Annotated in this window: 13 protein-coding genes and 2 pseudogenes; 3 read left to right on the top strand and 12 right to left on the bottom strand. The window is 61.9% G+C overall.

Features of this window, described 5'->3' with window-relative positions; genetic code table 11:
* Nucleotides 1-633 precede the first annotated feature (633 nt).
* The 7 genes from KNJ79_RS14860 to istA all read right to left on the bottom strand — a co-directional run bounded on the left by KNJ79_RS14860 (nt 634) and on the right by istA (nt 8,546).
* Nucleotides 634-2,505: an efflux transporter outer membrane subunit gene (locus KNJ79_RS14860; RefSeq protein ID WP_089216022.1), complete on the bottom strand. Its 1,872-nt coding sequence runs from the start codon at nt 2,503-2,505 to the stop codon at nt 634-636.
* Nucleotides 2,502-3,419, bottom strand: coding sequence for an efflux RND transporter periplasmic adaptor subunit (locus KNJ79_RS14855; protein WP_089216021.1), 918 nt, complete (start codon nt 3,417-3,419; stop codon nt 2,502-2,504). Before KNJ79_RS14855 ends, KNJ79_RS14860 begins: the two co-directional genes overlap by 4 nt.
* Before the next feature lie 6 nt (nt 3,420-3,425).
* The gene (locus tag KNJ79_RS14850; protein ID WP_089216129.1) at nt 3,426-3,638 is read right to left on the bottom strand and encodes a DUF1656 domain-containing protein; all 213 of its coding nucleotides are present in this window, start codon (nt 3,636-3,638) and stop codon (nt 3,426-3,428) included.
* Nucleotides 3,635-5,620 (bottom strand): FUSC family protein, encoded by a 1,986-nt coding sequence (locus KNJ79_RS14845; protein WP_089216020.1) that lies wholly within the window; start codon nt 5,618-5,620, stop codon nt 3,635-3,637. Before KNJ79_RS14845 ends, KNJ79_RS14850 begins: the two co-directional genes overlap by 4 nt.
* Nucleotides 5,617-6,099 (bottom strand): MarR family winged helix-turn-helix transcriptional regulator, encoded by a 483-nt coding sequence (locus KNJ79_RS14840; protein ID WP_170935521.1) that lies wholly within the window; start codon nt 6,097-6,099, stop codon nt 5,617-5,619. Before KNJ79_RS14840 ends, KNJ79_RS14845 begins: the two co-directional genes overlap by 4 nt.
* Before the next feature lie 336 nt (nt 6,100-6,435).
* Nucleotides 6,436-7,293, bottom strand: coding sequence for an IS21-like element helper ATPase IstB (gene istB, locus KNJ79_RS14835; RefSeq protein ID WP_089216019.1), 858 nt, complete (start codon nt 7,291-7,293; stop codon nt 6,436-6,438).
* Complete coding sequence (gene istA, locus KNJ79_RS14830; protein ID WP_089216018.1) at nt 7,290-8,546, bottom strand: IS21 family transposase; 1,257 nt, start codon at nt 8,544-8,546, stop codon at nt 7,290-7,292. The genes istB and istA overlap by 4 nt, the downstream gene beginning before the upstream one ends.
* A 695-nt stretch (nt 8,547-9,241) precedes the next feature.
* Between istA and KNJ79_RS14825 the strand changes: the two genes are divergently transcribed.
* From KNJ79_RS14825 to KNJ79_RS14815, 3 genes and pseudogenes are all read left to right on the top strand, one after another.
* Complete coding sequence (locus tag KNJ79_RS14825) at nt 9,242-10,090, top strand: universal stress protein (protein WP_141133965.1); 849 nt, start codon at nt 9,242-9,244, stop codon at nt 10,088-10,090.
* A 78-nt stretch (nt 10,091-10,168) separates the two neighbouring features.
* Nucleotides 10,169-11,218: an MlaA family lipoprotein gene (locus KNJ79_RS14820; RefSeq protein ID WP_089216017.1), complete on the top strand. Its 1,050-nt coding sequence runs from the start codon at nt 10,169-10,171 to the stop codon at nt 11,216-11,218.
* A 683-nt stretch (nt 11,219-11,901) separates the two neighbouring features.
* A pseudogene (locus KNJ79_RS14815) lies at nt 11,902-12,189 on the top strand (transposase domain-containing protein); the annotation flags it as partial.
* Nucleotides 12,190-12,220: 31 nt separating this feature from the next.
* On the opposite strand, the gene KNJ79_RS14810 reads toward KNJ79_RS14815, so the two are convergent.
* From KNJ79_RS14810 to KNJ79_RS14790, 5 genes and pseudogenes are all read right to left on the bottom strand, one after another.
* Entirely contained in the window at nt 12,221-12,427 is a 207-nt protein-coding gene (locus KNJ79_RS14810; RefSeq protein ID WP_170935513.1) for a hypothetical protein, read from the bottom strand.
* Complete coding sequence (locus tag KNJ79_RS14805; RefSeq protein ID WP_170935520.1) at nt 12,421-13,113, bottom strand: GntR family transcriptional regulator; 693 nt, start codon at nt 13,111-13,113, stop codon at nt 12,421-12,423. The genes KNJ79_RS14810 and KNJ79_RS14805 overlap by 7 nt, the downstream gene beginning before the upstream one ends.
* 163 nt (nt 13,114-13,276) lie before the next feature.
* Nucleotides 13,277-13,480: pseudogene (locus tag KNJ79_RS14800) on the bottom strand (integrase core domain-containing protein); the annotation flags it as partial.
* Nucleotides 13,481-13,521: 41 nt separating this feature from the next.
* Nucleotides 13,522-15,327, bottom strand: a complete 1,806-nt coding sequence (locus KNJ79_RS14795) for a flavin-containing monooxygenase (RefSeq protein WP_212541918.1) — start codon at nt 15,325-15,327, stop codon at nt 13,522-13,524.
* On the bottom strand, nt 15,314-16,144 hold the full coding sequence (locus KNJ79_RS14790) for a fumarylacetoacetate hydrolase family protein (protein WP_170935519.1): 831 nt from the start codon (nt 16,142-16,144) through the stop codon (nt 15,314-15,316). Before KNJ79_RS14790 ends, KNJ79_RS14795 begins: the two co-directional genes overlap by 14 nt.
* Nucleotides 16,145-16,199 lie beyond the last annotated feature (55 nt).

The following is a 16,199-nucleotide window of genomic DNA, read 5'->3' as shown; positions in this document are numbered from 1 at the left end:
GAACCAGCGCATTCATTCCCCTGTGGAAGCCGGCACGGTCGCTCGCGATCATGGGGTTCTCCGCAGCATTGTTTTTTCCGTTCGGTTTGACGGGCCCGTTTGCGCTATTTCTCCCTACCCTAGGCGCCGGGTCCCGCCACCTGCCAGCCGGTATTCCCTGAACCGGCTACCATTGTCCACTGGTCGAAGCCCTTCGGGTCGCGTCGCGCCGGCTGGCAGGACCAATGAAAGCATCGTCCGTCGAGGCGAACGCCGCGAAAGGCTGGTATGATGACCTTGGAAACACCAACGAGTGGCGGTCGGCGACCCATCCTTCGTCTCCGGGGCTGGCAGGACGAGCCGAACGGGGAAAACGAGCGGACCTCGGAGGACACAAGCGCGGAGCACCCTCGGCTGCGCCTGAAGAAGAGCGGATCAATCAACCGCAACTGAGCTGTATGTTCGGAAGAATAAAAGGAAGCACATGGACAACCTATCGTCGTCAGTCGTGCGGACACTTGGCGGATTGGCGCTCGCGTCTGCTGTTCTCCTGTCAGCCTGCGATAGCGGCACGACAAACGCGAGCAACACAACCAACGTCGCGAAACCGATCGCTCCCGCAAAGCTGCCACCGGCAATCGAGAAAAGTATGACCTATCGCTGCCAGGACAACGGCATAGTCTCGGTGGATTTCCTGAATGACGGTCTAACGGCCACGCTCCGAACAGATGGCAATCTTGCCCAACTCAAGGCGACTGAAACAGGCGGACCGTTCCAAGGCGGCGGAGTGACCATGACAGTAGACGCAAGCGGGATCACCCTGACCGGGCCTGGAAAGAAAATCAGACAGTGCAAATGACGAGACGCGCATGTAGAGGATGCGCGGGAGAGACGATGGTCGTGCCTATGGACTGCCCGCGATGACTGGTCCGGTTGCATAGTTAGTTGGAGATCGCCTCCGATGCCAGCCTTGGCGGGAGGCGGAGCGCAGCGGAGCCGAGCGGCCAGGCTGGCATTTTGATCGTTTCGGGTGCTGGTGGTCGATAGACCGATCTGACGGCAAGCCTGTTCCATTTTTTCAGCTTCCCCCGTCTGCCCGGCGGAAGACGTTTCCCATCCACCACCAAGAGCGAGAAAAAGGCGGACACGGTCTGCGGCGATCGTGGCATTGGAGACGGCCAGAGCGGCTTCGGCACTGGCAAGGCTTCGCTCGGCATCCAGCAGTTCAAGACTGGACGTCAACCCACCCCGCGTCATCCGCGACTGAAGAGCCGCAGCCTTGCGGCTTTCATCCAGCCCGACCTTAAGCTTCGCATTCTCTTCAAGATCGCGGGCATAAGTGCCAAGCGCGGTCTCTGCTTCGCGGAGCGCTGACAGCACGCTGCCGTCGAAGCGCGCGAGCGCGGCCCGCGCTGTCGCGTCCCATTGTGCTATGCGCGCGCGCGCGACGCTGCGATTGGGAAAACTCCAGGAGATCAGCGGACCGACACTGAACCGGAATGCCGAGCTGTCGACGAGCCCTTCAACGCTTCGCGACGTCGTGCCAAGCGAGCCTCCAAGGCTGACGCTGGGATAGAGGTCGGCGGTTGCGATCCCGACCCGGGCGGTTGCAGCGGCGAGTGCGCGCTCCGCTTCGCGGATATCGGGCCTGCGACGGATGAGGGCGGCGCCGTCGCCGATGGGCAGCGATTGCCGGACTGTAGGGATGACAGCGCATTCATCGAGCTGTGCCGGATAATCTCCAGGCGCCCGGCCGAGCAGGACGGCGAGGCTGTAAAGGGCAGCATTGCGGCTGCTTTCAAGCGGGGGCACGGCGGCTTCCAGTTGTGCAAGGATGGCCCGCGACCGGGTTGCGTCGAGCGGTGTGTAGAGGCCTGCACGCATCCCGCGCTCGGTAAGCGCCAGGCTCCGCCGTTGAAGATCGACCGAGCGGGTCGCGACCGCAATTCGCGCGCCGGCAGCGCACGCATCGCTGTACGCGCCGACGACATTTGCGGCCACGGTGATCCGCGCCAGATCATAAGCCGCCGACTGTGCGTCGGCGTCAGCCTGGGCGGCCTCGATGGTCCGCCTGATGCGGCCGACTACGTCGAGCTCGTAAGAGATGCCGATTCCGGCATCGAGCGTGGCATGCATGCCGGCCGGTGAGCCAATGCCGAGATTGGAGGTTTCCCCCACGGAAGCAACGCCGTCCAGCGAGGTCTTCACATCGGCTCGTGCCCGCGCTTCGTTCACCACGGCGCGCATCCGCTCAAGGTTGGCGGCGACGACCCGAAGATCGGTATTGACCTTGAGCGCCTCCTCGACCAGTTCATCAAGCTGCGGATCGGCATAGAGTTGCCACCAGTGCGCCGGCAGGGGGGCGGGCGAATAGGCTGGGGAGCGCCCTTCCTTGAAGCCGGTGGGCGTCTCTCCGACGTGAGCGGGAAGGGCGGGTGCTCTGTATTCAGGTCCGACCGCTGTACAGCCGGCGATGAGGCTGGCCGATACAAGCACGGCCAGCGCGTGAAACCGGATCGCTCTCACGACCGGCTGCCCCCTCCGATCAACAGGGCATCCTCCGCGCCCTCGACCGTCACGGTGACCGTGCGCCCGGCGATAAGATCGATCCCTGTCGGAACCTTGTCGATCGCAATGCGAACGGGGACACGCTGGGCGAGGCGGACCCAGCTGAAGGTGGGGTTGACATTGGCGAGAAGGCTCCCCGCAGCGGTGGTCCGCTCGCGGTCGTCGATACCGGCGGAGCGGCCCTCGACATGCCCCGAGAGGGGCTGGTCCTCGCCCATCACGCGAATCGTGACAGGTGCGCCCGGATGGATGTGGGAGAGCTTGGTCTCCTCGAAATAGCCCGCGACATAATAGCTGTCGGAGTCGACCAGCGCCATCACCGGCTGGCCGGCGGTTGCATAAGCGCCAGGGCGCAGCGAGAAATTGGTGACGATGCCGTTGACGGGCGCGCGGACGGCAGATCGTTCAAGATTGATACGCGCGAGGTCGCGGTCGGCGAGCGCCTGCGTATAACGCGCGCGCGCTTCCTCGGCCTGCGAACGTCGTTCGTCGCGCTGCTGGTCTGACACGATATCTCCGAGCTGCCGATAGCGTCTGTTCTCCCGCTCGGCCGCATCGAGTGTCGCACGCGTCACCGCGACGGCCGCCTCCGTCTGGGCCAGGGCATTGCGAAGACGCACACGATCGATGGTGAAGAGCAACTCGCCTTTGCGGACCACCTGATTGTCCCTGACATGCACCTCCTCAACCCGGCCGGACACATCGGCGGCCAGCGGCACTACGTCGGCGCGTATCTTTCCGTCCCGGGTCTGCGGCGCATAGGTATAGTAGGTGTAGAGATGCCAGAGCACGAGCGCGGCAAGGGCGGCGGCGAGAATGGTCAGTACCGGCTTGAGAAGGCGGAGTAGCGTGGCGCGGTTTAATGCTATCATCGATTTTCAACCATGGGTGAGCCCACGCAGCGCGAGGAAGGCCGCGCCGGTGAGGATGAGGAAGAGGGCGGTATCGAAGAGCGGACGCTGCCATATGGCCCGATAGAAACCGACGGTCTCAAGGAGGCGAGACAGCAGGATCCGGAGTATAAAAGCGACGGCCATGCAGAACAGCAACGGCGAGAAGAACACGCCGGCGAGGTTGATCTCACCGATCACGACGCGGGGATCCATGCCGGCGCGCGCTCGAACAGCGCAATGCGCAGTCCGGCAAGCGAACGGATCGCCTGGGTCACCGGACTGCTTTTCTGGCTGTCTCGTCGGGGCCACAGCTGGTTGAGCGCCTCGTCGACCAGGGCAAGCAGGCGGGGTGATGGCTGCGCTGCATCGAACTCCCTGCGAAACTGCTCGAGTACTCCCACGGTTGCGTCCCGCACCGCGGGATCAAGCATGGTCCCGATGATCCGTAGGTCGGCAATATTGACGCCGACGCGCAAGCGCGCGAGCAGCGCAGCGCTGCGCTCCACCTGGCCGCTTGCGGCAAGCCGCATGGTCATCCCGGCAATGCGATCGAGAGCCCGCTGCATATAAAGGTCGCGAGCGCGCCGGGTCGCCGAATGGCTGAGGCGGGCAATCTCCTGTGCTTCCCTCCGCAGGAAACGATGCACCTGATGCGAGACGCCCCATTGGCGGAACAAGCCCGCGCCCAGGAAGGCGACATACATGCCGATCAGGCTCGCGAAGCCGACCTCGAGGAAGAAGGCAAAATCGTACGGCATATAGTGACCTTGCAGGTTGATGTTGCTGAGGCCGAAGGCAAGGACGAGAACGCCCATCGGGTTTGCCGCCGCCCACATGCCGATCGGAAGCATGAACAGGCCCATGACGATCAGGAATGTCGGAAAATCGTTGGTCAGGGGAAGCAGTCCATAGGCGAGAATGGCGGCAAGGAAGAGTGAAAGGACCGCAAAGCGGCCGAACGCGGCTATGGCCTTGCCCGGTTCATCGCCCCCTCCGAAGAAGGCCACCGCGACGGTTCCCATCAGCACCGCATTAGGTCCCTGGTGCCATCCGGTGGCCAGCCACAGGCCGGAGAGCAGAATATAGGCTACGAAAATGCCGGCGGCTGAGCGCGCTGCATGATCGACATCGGACGCCAGCGGGAATGCTGCCGTCCGCCGAACCTGACCCGCGAGCTCCTGATCGAGCTCGGCCCCGCCCTCAAACGCCCTGTCGATTCGGCAGATCTCGCTCCAGAGCGTCAAGAGATCCATGAGCATGTCGGCGAGGGCATCATGGACCAGTTGCTGCCAGGGTCGTTCACGCCCGGCCTCTAGCGGAAGGCTGCGCACGCCATCGGCCAGGCGCGCAGAAGGCATTGCTCCGGTTCGGAAAGTATCGCGCGCCTCGGCAAGATATGGTGCAAGCGCGGCGCGGTCCGCCTGCGTCAGTCCCGCTATGCGAGCGGCGATCGCGGAAAGGAGCGGCACCATGCTCAGCAAACGCTGTTGGATGGCGAGGACGTGGCGCAGTTCGCCGCGGTCGACGGTCGGATCGTAGCGCAACCAGACCACCATCTGTGACAGGGCGGTGACGTCCGAGAGGATCTTCAGACGGTCATGTGCTTCCTGTGCGCCCGTTTCGCGGCCATCGACCACATCATTCGCCCAGCGTTCCATGTCGGGCAGCCAGCGACGCAGGTTTGAGCGCATCAAGCCGCCAAGTGATCGAGGCGCTACGACACTGTCGACTAATGTGGTCGCGAGCACGCCGAGACTGATCTCGGTGACGCGTGCGACAACCGTGTCGAACATCGTCTCGGGATGGTCCACGCCGGCAACGGCGACCAGCATCAGCGTCACCGCGAAGAGCTGGAACCCATAAGCCCGCGGGGTCCGATCGAGGAATGATACGCCAAAGGCGATCGTCGCAACGATGCCTGACGAGATGATCAGCAGGAGCGGTACGCTGGCGAAAAGCGCCACCATGCCGAGTGTCACGATGCCGGCGCCCAGGGTGCCGGCGAAGCGATAGACCGCCTTGGAGCGGATCGCGCCTGTGGCGGGGTTCATCAGCACGCAGCAGGTGACAAGCGCCCAATAGGGCTGCGGGAGCCCGATCCGGACCGCTACCGCGAAGGCCAGCATCGCCGCGATGAACAGCTTGACCGAGAACAGTATCTGATCGGACGTGACTTTCACCGGTTGACGCGCTCCGCCTGCAGGAACGCGCCGATCCGTCCCTCGAACAGTCGCAGGACGCGCGTGGCGGTCTCGATGTCCTCGACCGGTAGATCGCCGAGCAGCGCCTCGCGCAAATCTGCGACAGCCGCTTCCATCTTTCCAGCAAGACACTGTCCCTTGGGAAGAATGTGAACGGTATTAACGCGCCGATCCTCGGCCGACGCACGTCGCTCAAGCAGGCCAGCCGCTTCCGCCTGGTCCAGAATCCGCACCATTGCGCCGGGATTAACGCCCACTTCCTCGGCGAGGACATTTTGCCTGATCCCCGCGTCGCCGCCGCGCGAAGCCAGGATGACAGCAGTGGTGAGCGAACTGGGCAGCCCGAGCTCCGCAAGGACCATCATGACCGCCTGCACCCAGGAGCGCCTGATCGGCTGCAGAGTGTTGGTGAGCGCGAACAGCGCGGCCGCAGCGGGGCTACCAGAGGTTACTGACATGGCGCGAGCATTAGCACTCTCGGCGATTTATTCAATCGGCAATAGTTGCTTTAGCAAACGTATGTGGCCTGCCCATTAACTCAGGCCGCCGGGTACGACCGTCGCGATCCGCCGACGCGCCTCCGCGGTCATGGCGCCCTGCGCCAACACAACCTCCGCATCACGCAATGGTAGCCGGATGTGCACGCACCGCTTCAGAAGGAGGGTACCAGGAACGGCTGCATATCACTTCACATCGTCGAGTATTGCGTGCCGACGGCTGTCAATGGGCACCGAAGTTTCCGCAGAAGTGGGCGGTTAAAATTCCCTATGTTGGTGGTTGCGGGGTTTTGGTGATCAGCCGTGAGCTGGATCTTGATTTCCTTTCATTGACGGGCGGCCGCGCCGCTTTGGCGTTGGCGGATTGAACGCGGTGCCGCTGCGCAGGTTTTCGGGCACGAGCGCGGCATGTTCACGCATGCGGTAGCTGGAGCCCTCGATCTGGATGACGACGGCGTGATGGAGGAGCCTGTCGAGCAGCGCGGTCGCGACGACGGGATCGCCGAAGACCTCGCCCCATTCGGCGAAGCCGCGATTGGATGTCAGGATCATGGCGCCCTTTTCGTATCGGGCGTTGACGAGCTGGAAGAACAGGTTGGCGCCGCCCGGCGTGACCGGCAGATATCCGATTTCGTCAACAACGAGCAGCGATGCCCTGGTGAGGAAGCGGATCTTCTCCCGGAGCGTGCCTTCGCGCTCAGCCTTGGCGAGCTGCGCGATCAGATCGGCGAGCGGGATGAAGTAGACCGCTTTGCCGGCACGGACAGCCTCGACCGCCAGTGCTGTGGCAATGTGGCTTTTTCCGGTCCCGGGCGGTCCGAGCAGGTGGACGACCTCGGCGCGTTCGATGAAGTCGAGCCCCGCCAGTGCCAGGATGCGATTCCTGTCGAGCGAGGGCTGGAACGAGAAGTCGTAGCCGGCCAACGTCTTGACCACAGGCAGCCGCGCCATGCGCAGGGCCGCCTTGATCCGGCGGTTCTCGCGCAGTGACAGCTCTTCGCCCAGCAACTCGTCGAGCGCCTCGATGCCGTCGATCTGGCCCTGCTCGATGCGCCGCAAGGTCGCATCAAGGATTTCGAGCGCTCTGGGCATCTTGAGGCTCACGAGACTCCGGCGGATCGAGTCCACGCGCGCAGAAGGAGCCGCGCCGTTCATGGCCGCCCCTCCATTGCCAGGCTCGCGCCGATTGCCTCGTAAATCGCCAGCGAGCGCAGCGGCACATGATCGCCGATCCGACCGATCATCATCGTCGGCCGATCGGGCGTGCGCGCTTGCGGCCGCCCGGTGCGATGGCGCCGGTCGATGCGATATTGTCGGCGCCCTTCAAGTACGGGATGCTCGGCAACCACGATACTGCGGTCGATGATGCGGATCAGGTCCGGCAGCTGCTCGATCTCGACGACCCGACGTGTCCGGCCGGGCACGCTGTAGTAGTTTCCACCAACCGCCACGAGCCCGTCATGGCTGACCCGCCTCTCAAGCTTCAACACCGCATTGAAGCGGTGCTCAGGCAGGCGCTGCAGTTCGTCCTGTTCTTCGGCAAAGGCTTCAGCGACCACGCGCTGGGTCGTGCCATGGACCCGTGCATTGGCGACCGTGTCGAGCCAGACGATGAGCTGGGCATTGAGGTCCTCCATGGTGCGGAAGGATCGCCCCAGGAAGAAGTCCTCACGGATGTAACGGAACGGCCGCTCGACTTTCCCTTTGGTCTTGGCGCGATAGGGCCGGCACGCCCTCGGCTGGAAGCGGTAATGCTTCGCCAGCGCCAGCAGCGAGCTGTTGTAAACGATATGACCCTGGTCATCTTCGCCGGTCACTGCCGTCTTCATTCGATCATAGAGGATCTCGATCGGCGCGCCGTCCATCGCCTCGAACGCCTGCATATGGCAGCGCAGCAGCGTCTGCAGATCCTGGTGCAACACATAGCGGGCGAACAGAAAGCGCGAGTAGCCCAGCACCATGCTGAACAGCCAGACGATGCGCGCCACGCCAGGCTCGTCGGTAAACTCAACAACGAAGCGCGCGAAGTCGACCTGGCCTTGGACGCCCGCCCTGGTCTCGAAGCGGACCTCGTAAGGTCTGACATCATGTTCGGGCCGGATCGCCGCCAGATAGCGCTTCACCGCCGTGTAGGCGCCCATGTAGCCCATTTCCCGGATCTCGCGGGTCAGGCGCGACGCCGTCAGGTCGGGGAACGCTTTTACGCGCTCGCGCAGGAACTCCATGTACGGGGCGATCTTACAGGGCCGCCCTATTCTCCGTGGGCCGTAGTCCGGCGCTTCCACACCGCGCTCGATATACTTGCGAACAGTCTTGGGATCGCGGCCTGTGCGGCGGGCAATCGCAGTTACCGACAGCCCCTGCCGGTGCAGCTCCAATATCATCATGGCTTCTCCAAGTCGGATCATCGGCGTCGCCTCCTGTCGGGAGACCTTCTCGCGCCAATTTTGGCGTTCCCCAATGCGCCGGGGTTAACCCCGGCGCATTGGGGAACCAGCTCCAACAATCAGGGAATTTTCAATGCCCACTTTCGCGGAGAATTACACGCCCACTGACAGACGGCTGACTGAAATGAGAGATGAGGCGATGGGCTGTCTTGACTGCCTTTCCTGGAAGGTTTACTCGTTCGATGTTGGAGTGAGGGCTCATTCCAACGAGAAATGAGGGAGGGTCGTGAAGTGGAAGGAGCCTTCGGCCAATTTCCGAATGCGTCGCGTGCTCAGGATGAATCTGCTCGCCGATTGTTCTTGCAGCCATTGTCCTTGGCAGGCGAAGGTTCCTGTGAGGCCTACCTCCTGTCTGCTAGCCCGTCAGTCGATGGCCCCGCAGACGGGCTAGCCGACCGCGGGATTTCACCCTCCCTGTTGGAACGTCGCGCGATTTGGATCGGCATGCAAGATGCGGCTGCCGGTTATGGACCTCTGCCCTCTGGATCAACCTGGATCAGGCGACTTTATCGGCGTTTTTGCCGATGGACCGCGCAAGCAAACCTTCAACCTCTCTCAAATCCCCGTCTTGAAGCCTTTCGGTGTCTTGGTCTGCAGTTCGGCCAGGACGCCGCTGATCTGATAGAGGACAACCGTAAACTGGAGGATCGTAACCCTTGTTGCCTATCTGGAGAGATATCGCCGTTTTCCTCGCCGCCACGCCCGAGGGCGAACACATAGGTCGCCGTGCGGTTGCGATCGCGCAACGTCATAATGCGCATCTGGTGGGCGTCTATGGCGTGTCCCACGAAAACGCGCATCCCACCGAAACCTATGCAAGGGGCACTGCGGCGATTCGAGACGTGCTGACGCGGCAACGGCTTGCCGACGAACAGAAAATTATTGCCGCCGCCCGCCATTTTGGAGAGCTGGCCCGCGAATATGGCATCGGCTCCGAATTCCGGATCGTGTGGCGCGATGACCTGCGCGACGAAAGCATGTTGCGGGCGCTGCACTGCGATCTCATCGTCGCGGCGCATCCCAAACCGGCAGACCTCCCGTCAGGCTGGTCGGCCGAGCGACTGTTGCTGGCCACCGGAATTCCCGTGCTGATGATCCCTGCGGGATGGGGCGGTGAGACGATCGGCGAAAATGTGCTGATCGCATGGAATCGCAGCCGAGAAGCGCGGCGGGCGGTGAACGACGCAATTCCGTTCATCAATTCCGCGTCCAACGTGACGATACTCACCATCGACAGCGGCCGGAACCCCGAACGTTTTGGAACAGAGCCTGGTGCCAATCTCCTTGAACATTTGTCCAGACACGGCGCACGTGTCGAGATCGCCAACATCACGTCCGAGGGCGCACCGGTGGCGGATGTGATCCTCGACCAGGCGGCGGAACGCGACGCAAACCTGCTCGTGATCGGGGCTTACAGCCACCCGCGCACCACCGAGATACTCTTCGGCGGTGTCACTCGATCGCTGCTGTCGAGCGCGCGGGTTCCGCTACTGATTTCCCGCTGACCAGGGCGTATCCAGCCTAAAGACGTTGGCAGAAGATTGGACGCCAAAGATGTTCGATATATCGGAGATAACCGCAAAATGAGCGTCGTAACCAGTGCTGCCGCTTTCCTTCTGATCGGAACGCAGCCCGAAGAAATAGGCGTTGTTCACCAGAATGAGCCATTGGTCCGGACAGATCAAGCTCAGGCAGCTTCTGCCGAACCATGTCCGATGATTGTGGATTCACAGGGCGAAGTGCAGACCCCTGTCATGATCGGCGAAGAGCCGGTGGAAACGGGACAATCGATCGATGTGCCGGCGAATCCTGAAAATACGGCTGAAGCAGCGCCGGACGAGATTATCGTAACCGCGCGGGGCGAAGCGCCGCCGGGCGACCCACTCCAGAATGTTAATATTGAGGCCTTCCAGGTGGCTCAGTCGGTCGACAAGGCGCTCGTTGGGCCGATCGCCAAGGGATATGAGGGGGGCGTTCCGAAGCCGATCCGTGATGGTCTTGGCAACGCCTTGCGCAATCTCAGCGAGCCGATCAATTTTGTGAACTTCCTGCTCCAGTTCAAGATAGGAAAGGCTTTGGAAACGGTCGGCCGCTTCGCGATCAACTCGACGATCGGCGTCGCGGGTGTATTCGACGTCGCCAAAAAGGCGCCCGTCAATCTGCCCTATCGATCCAACGGCTTCGCAAACACGCTTGGCTTCTATGGGGTGGAGCCCGGGCTCTATTTCTTCCTTCCGCTGGTGGGGCCCACGACATTGCGCGATATGGTCGGCGACGGCATCGACCTGCTCGTCTTGCCCGTTTCCGTTGGCAAGCCTTTCAACCAGACCGCCTATGCTGTCCCGACCACCGTCATCAACAGGCTGAACGATCGTGTCGCGCGGGACGCGGAAATCGAGCGTTTGCAAGAGGAAAGCGCTGATCCCTATGTGGAGACGCGCAGCTTGTATCTTGAGATGCGGCAGCGGGAAATTGACGTGTTGCGCGGCAAGGGTCGCGATCGGGCAGGCCAGCCCGAAATCGTCATTCCCGACACGCTTGTCGCACCTCAGGCTTCCGATCCATCAGCCGACACAGCGTCAGATTGTGCAAAAACCTTGAGCAGAGGCACGACCCTTCCGATCGAAGACTGAGCAAATTCGCGGCCAGCGACAATGCTCGGATGCTGCGGTCTTCGAGACGGAGAATTGTCGATCAGCGTCAGAGTGATGCCACGCTTCACGAAAGCATAGGCGTTGATTGTTATGCCTATACTGGCGCGTGTCGGGGTCCCGGGCGGCGCCTATCGGGACCCCGGTCAAAACCACCTTTTTACGATAATTCAAAATGATAGATCGTGAAAGAGGAGGGGCGCGCGCCAACGCTGATCCACACTTGAAAAGCTGCGACTGCGATCGCGAGCGAATTGGCAACCAAAAATCGGCTTCCGATATCGTCCAGCCCTTGCCAAATTGTGTGATGGTTTCTATGATGGTTTCAGCGGTATCTCGTTGTTGATTGCATCGGATTTCCGCCGCTTTGATGCCCAGTTCAGTTCTCTTCTGGGCACCAGTCAACCACTTTATCGTGTTGTTTTTGCATGATAAAGTGGTGAGGCGAGAAAGCCAGCCCCACATATGTTCCCACGTTTTGTGTGGGGTTTGATGGTATGGTTCGGATCTTGCTGGGACGCCGTTGCAGACTCATTGATGATGCCGTGTCGATGATCGGTCGCGCATTCATTTTCGGGCACCCGGTTGCGATTCAAGTCCCCCCCGCAGCTTTTGGTCGCCCGAGTTGCAGCTGGACCGCGATTTCTGAAATGCTATGACCTTTGACCCGCTTCCTCAGCGATGGCAAGGTCTGTCTCTCAAACAACGCCGCCGAGCGTTCACTGCGCTGCGTGCCTCTCGGGCGCAAGTCATGGCTGTTTTGCGGCTCGGATCGCGGTGGCCAGCGGGCGGCGGTCGCCTATTCGCTGATCCTGACCTGTCGACTCAACAACGTCGATCCGCAGGCATGGCTCGCCTACGTCCTCGCCCGCATCGCCGACCATCCCGTCAGCCGCCTCGACGAACTGCTCCCGTGGAATTGGAAGGCCGCCCAAGTCGCGCTCGCCGCCTGATCCAAACTGCGCCGCGGTACTCGGCGTATGCTTACGGCCAACCCGGGCGCAGCACGCGCCGATCGTTCAGCTCGGCAAGCAGTTCGGCGATCGCGGCATTGAACTCGGCCAGGCTGTAGAAGGTCCGGCGTCGCAGACGCCCGAACAACCAGCGCTCGACGATCGGGACCTTCGCGGCCGAACTGGCGAGTTTCGGATTAAAAACAAATAAGCAATTGACATACCTTCTTTTCAGCAAGCCTCGGGCGCGTAGCGCATGGCTTGAACGATCAAGTCCGTGGTCGTGCGTATGTGCGTAGTGGCAAGCTCGACGAGCCGGTCGGCATCCCGCTCGATCGCCGCGTCAACCAGTGCCTGATGCTCGGCGGCACCATCCCGCTTCGAGCTGACATACACGGCGAGACGTTGATATCTGGCTGACTGTTCGAACAGATCCAGATGAAGCGCGATCAGGCGCTCGCTGCCGCAGGCGTTTATCAATGCGGTGTGGAAGGCGGAGTGGAGATCGGCCCACGGCTGGTGCAGAACGCGATCAGTTCCAGGCACGAATTGCTCGGTTCCGCGCAGGCGATGCGCGGCGGCAATCACGTTCGCTTCCCACTCCAGCCCGCCTCGTTGGACCGAACGCCGCAGCGCAATTCCTTCAAGTTCGCAGCGGAGGTCAGTCAGGTCTGTCAAGTCTTCGATCTTGAGAGGAGTAACGACGAACCCCTTCTGGTCTCTCGAAATGACGAGCCGTTCGGCAACAAGCCGCGAAAGCGCCTCCCGTACCGCGCCTGGGCTGATTCCAAGTTCTTCAGCAAGGCCCCGGATCTTGAGTCGTTCGTCTGCGCTAATCTCGCCCGCCAGAATGCCGCTCCTGATCTGCGCATAGGCATATGAGCTCTGGCTCATCGAGAAGTTGGCCGCTGAGAACTGCTCCATCGATCGCCTCGGAAGCGCGCCATTCGACTGCGCAGTTGAAGGCGCCGCAACTCTCGTTCGCATTCACTACGCCTCCATATAGAACAAAATCAGACCAGCGCAGGTTCGGCGCTGCGCACCCCTTCAAGGTGATCGGCCCCCACCGAGTGGTCCAGTTTGATTGTTAGCACATTGTCCTCTCCGGTGCCATGGCCGGCCGCACGGAAACAGGAGGGCGGCCGTGGCGGCGTCGCAGTCTCTGGGGCGGCCGGCCGGTAGCCCAGCGAGCTGTGCGGCTTGACGGTGTTGTTGTAGTGCTGCCGCCAGGCCTCGATCAGGATTTCGCCTCGGCCAGTGTATAGAAGATCTCCCCATTCAAGAGCTCATGCTGCTGCCGCGCCGTCTCGCTGTCGAGCTTCATCTACTCATCTAGCTAGCGGGGCAAAGCTTCTCTTCCTCTGCCTTGATCTGGAGGGCAACATATTTTGCATAGATTCGGCTGTGGACGAACGAACCGCCAGCGAACCACAGGCCAGGCTGTGCGGTAGGCGTCCACATGTTTCGTAGTTCCCCGGTTTCGGGGTCAATACCCCAGACTTGGCCCACCCTTTCAGCAATGTCATCGCCAAACCAGCGGGGGAGGGCATCATCATAGCCCTTGTACCCGGTTGCGAGCACGACGAGGTCGACCCGAATCCTGCGCCCGCCCAACAGAACGGGTCCGCCCGTCTCGAAGGACTCGATCTGGTCGAACTGGACGATTGAAATCTCGCCGTCGGCGATGAGGTCCGAGCAGCCGACATTCATGTAATAGCCGCCTCCCCGGGTGAAGTATTTCATCGGCCAGCCGCCACTCTCGGGATCGCGCTCGACCTTGAACCCAGCCTGTTCGAGACGGTCGAGCAAATCGGAATCATTAGCTCGCACGAGCTTTGTCAAACGGCGGTGCTCGGCCTTGACGATCTCGATCGGAGCCGAGCAGGCAATGAGGTCCTTGAGTGCAAGGGATGGCCCATCGAGTTCGTACAGCGCGTCGAGATATACATGCGCGCTTGGTTCGATCTTGATTACTTCGGTCGTCCCCCGCTGCACCATGGTGACTTGCGCGCCATGCGCGTGCAGTTCCTGGGCAATGTCGTGTGCGCTCGTCCCGGTCCCCATCACCAGCACTCGCTTTCCTGCCCAGGCCGCTCCCCCGCTGAACTGGCTGGAGTGAATCACTGGCCCCTTGAAGTTCGCAATGCCCGGGATATCCGGGATGTAGGGCGCGCCGATCTGGCTGGTGGCGAGTATGATGTGGGCCGGTCGCACAACGCGTTCTGCGGATATACCGGTCTTGAGATGAGCCTCCCATGATAGAGAGGGGCGGTCATAGGTCGCCGACACAAACTCCGTCTCTGGCCAGAAGTTAATCTCCATGGCGTCGGCGTAAAATTCCATCCAGTTGGCGATCTTGTCCTTCGGAATGTATTTGGGCCAGGTGGGCGGATAGCTGAGAAAAGGAAAATGCACGCTGGCCGTCGGGCTGTGGAGCTTGAGGCTGTTGTAGCGCTTCCGCCAGCTGTCGCCGATGCGCGCGTGGCGATCGACTACAAGGTTGTCCACGTTGAGTGCGTTGAGCCAGGCGGCTACCGTCAGTCCGCCGTGTCCGGCCCCAACAATCAGCACTCTGGGCTCGCGGTCAGCGAATGCCGCGCTCGACTTTCGCTGCTCGGTCCAGTTCGGCCGCTTCCAGTCGCGCTCAAAGGCAGTGCCGTCGCGCTTTCGGCGCTCGGTCTCGATATCATGTCCTTTGAGCTCGTCGATCGCCGTCATCAAAGTCCAGGCGCGAGGCGCCTCGGGGCCTTCGGCAATATCCAGCCTGACCTGGCCGACCCCGGTACTGACGGCGGTATCGAAGCGGAGCCAGGCATCGATCGTTCGCCGCCCGGCAAATTCGCCAGGCATCGGGGGAGCAAGTTGCGTATCGAGGCGGACCGCCCTCGTGCCGGACCGCCTGGCGGCTGCGGATAGCTCGCGCGCAATGCGCGGCGCGCCGCTTATGGTTCGGATTCCGCGCTCGAGGCCAGCCACATTTCGCCAATAGCCCTCCGGCAGGAAAACGTTCGCGAGCTGCGCTTCCTCGCCCGAAGCAAGCGCCCGGTTGAACCGCTCGACCCATCCGGCAGCTATGTCGGAGCTGTCCGCGGCGTTGTCGGCCCTCGAATCCGGCATGATCTCCTCAAACGCTTCCAACGGCTTTCCCCTCTCTCAACATGCGCAGCACCCGCTGGCCAATTTCCGTATCCACACCCTTGGGCCAGCTGCGCTTCAGCGGATCCGACACTCGAAGCGCGAGCCGACCGATGCCCTCAATCTCGGCTTCGACCATCTCCCCGTCCTGAAGCGGTCCAAGTCCCTGATGGTTGGTGCCGGTGAAGATGAGGTCGCCGGGATTGAGCGTGGTCACCGACGACACGTAGGAGATGCTCTCCCAGACGTTGTGCCCCATGTCCGACGTACTGAAATCCTGGCGAAGCTCGCCGTCGACCCACAGACGAACGCCGAGCCGGTGCGGATCGGGAATTTCGTCGGCGGTCGCGATCACCGGGCCGATTGGAGAGAAGGTGTCGTGCGACTTGTTGAAAAGGCTTTGCGGAAGCACATCGCGGCGGCCTGAGACATCTATTCCGACCATATAGCCGAAGACATGAGACCGGGCGTCTTGCGCCTTGATGTCCTTCCCCGTCTTGCCGATGACGGCGACCAGCTCTGTTTCATGGTGAAAGACTTTCGCCGCCACCGGCGGCAACCGAATGGTGCCTCCTGGCCCGGTGATCGATTGCGGCGATTTCACGAAGGCCCAGATTGGAAGGGGCGGACCATCGGTCCCTTCGAGATAGTTCGACCCCATGGCCACCACCTTGCCCGGCCGCATCACTGGGGAATCCAGCGCGGCTTCGGACAGGGGCAGTGAAGGCAGCGAGGCCCTGGCCCGGTCGAATTCGGATCTGAACCGGTCAAAGCCGACAATGATATCGACCATGCGATCGCAATGGTCGGTCCGTTCCATCGCGTCTGCGAGGTGGCTTGCATCCAGGAGTCGATCACCCTCCACGACCCCGAAT

This window comes from Sphingopyxis indica (assembly GCF_032879645.1).
Taxonomy (GTDB): Bacteria; Pseudomonadota; Alphaproteobacteria; order Sphingomonadales; family Sphingomonadaceae; genus Sphingopyxis; species Sphingopyxis indica.
This window is presented reverse-complemented; position numbering and strand designations above follow the sequence as displayed.

Bases quoted from the DNA above. Each gene is read 5' to 3' on its own strand.
- KNJ79_RS14855 (WP_089216021.1), bottom strand. From the start codon at position 3,419: ATGATAGCATTAAACCGCGCCACGCTACTCCGCCTTCTCAAGCCGGTA.
- KNJ79_RS14840 (WP_170935521.1), bottom strand. From the start codon at position 6,099: ATGTCAGTAACCTCTGGTAGCCCCGCTGCGGCCGCGCTGTTCGCGCTC.
- istB (WP_089216019.1), bottom strand. From the start codon at position 7,293: ATGAACGGCGCGGCTCCTTCTGCGCGCGTGGACTCGATCCGCCGGAGT.
- istA (WP_089216018.1), bottom strand. From the start codon at position 8,546: ATGATCCGACTTGGAGAAGCCATGATGATATTGGAGCTGCACCGGCAG.
- KNJ79_RS14820 (WP_089216017.1), top strand. From the start codon at position 10,169: ATGAGCGTCGTAACCAGTGCTGCCGCTTTCCTTCTGATCGGAACGCAG.
- KNJ79_RS14805 (WP_170935520.1), bottom strand. From the start codon at position 13,113: ATGGAGCAGTTCTCAGCGGCCAACTTCTCGATGAGCCAGAGCTCATAT.
- KNJ79_RS14790 (WP_170935519.1), bottom strand. From the start codon at position 16,144: ATGGAACGGACCGACCATTGCGATCGCATGGTCGATATCATTGTCGGC.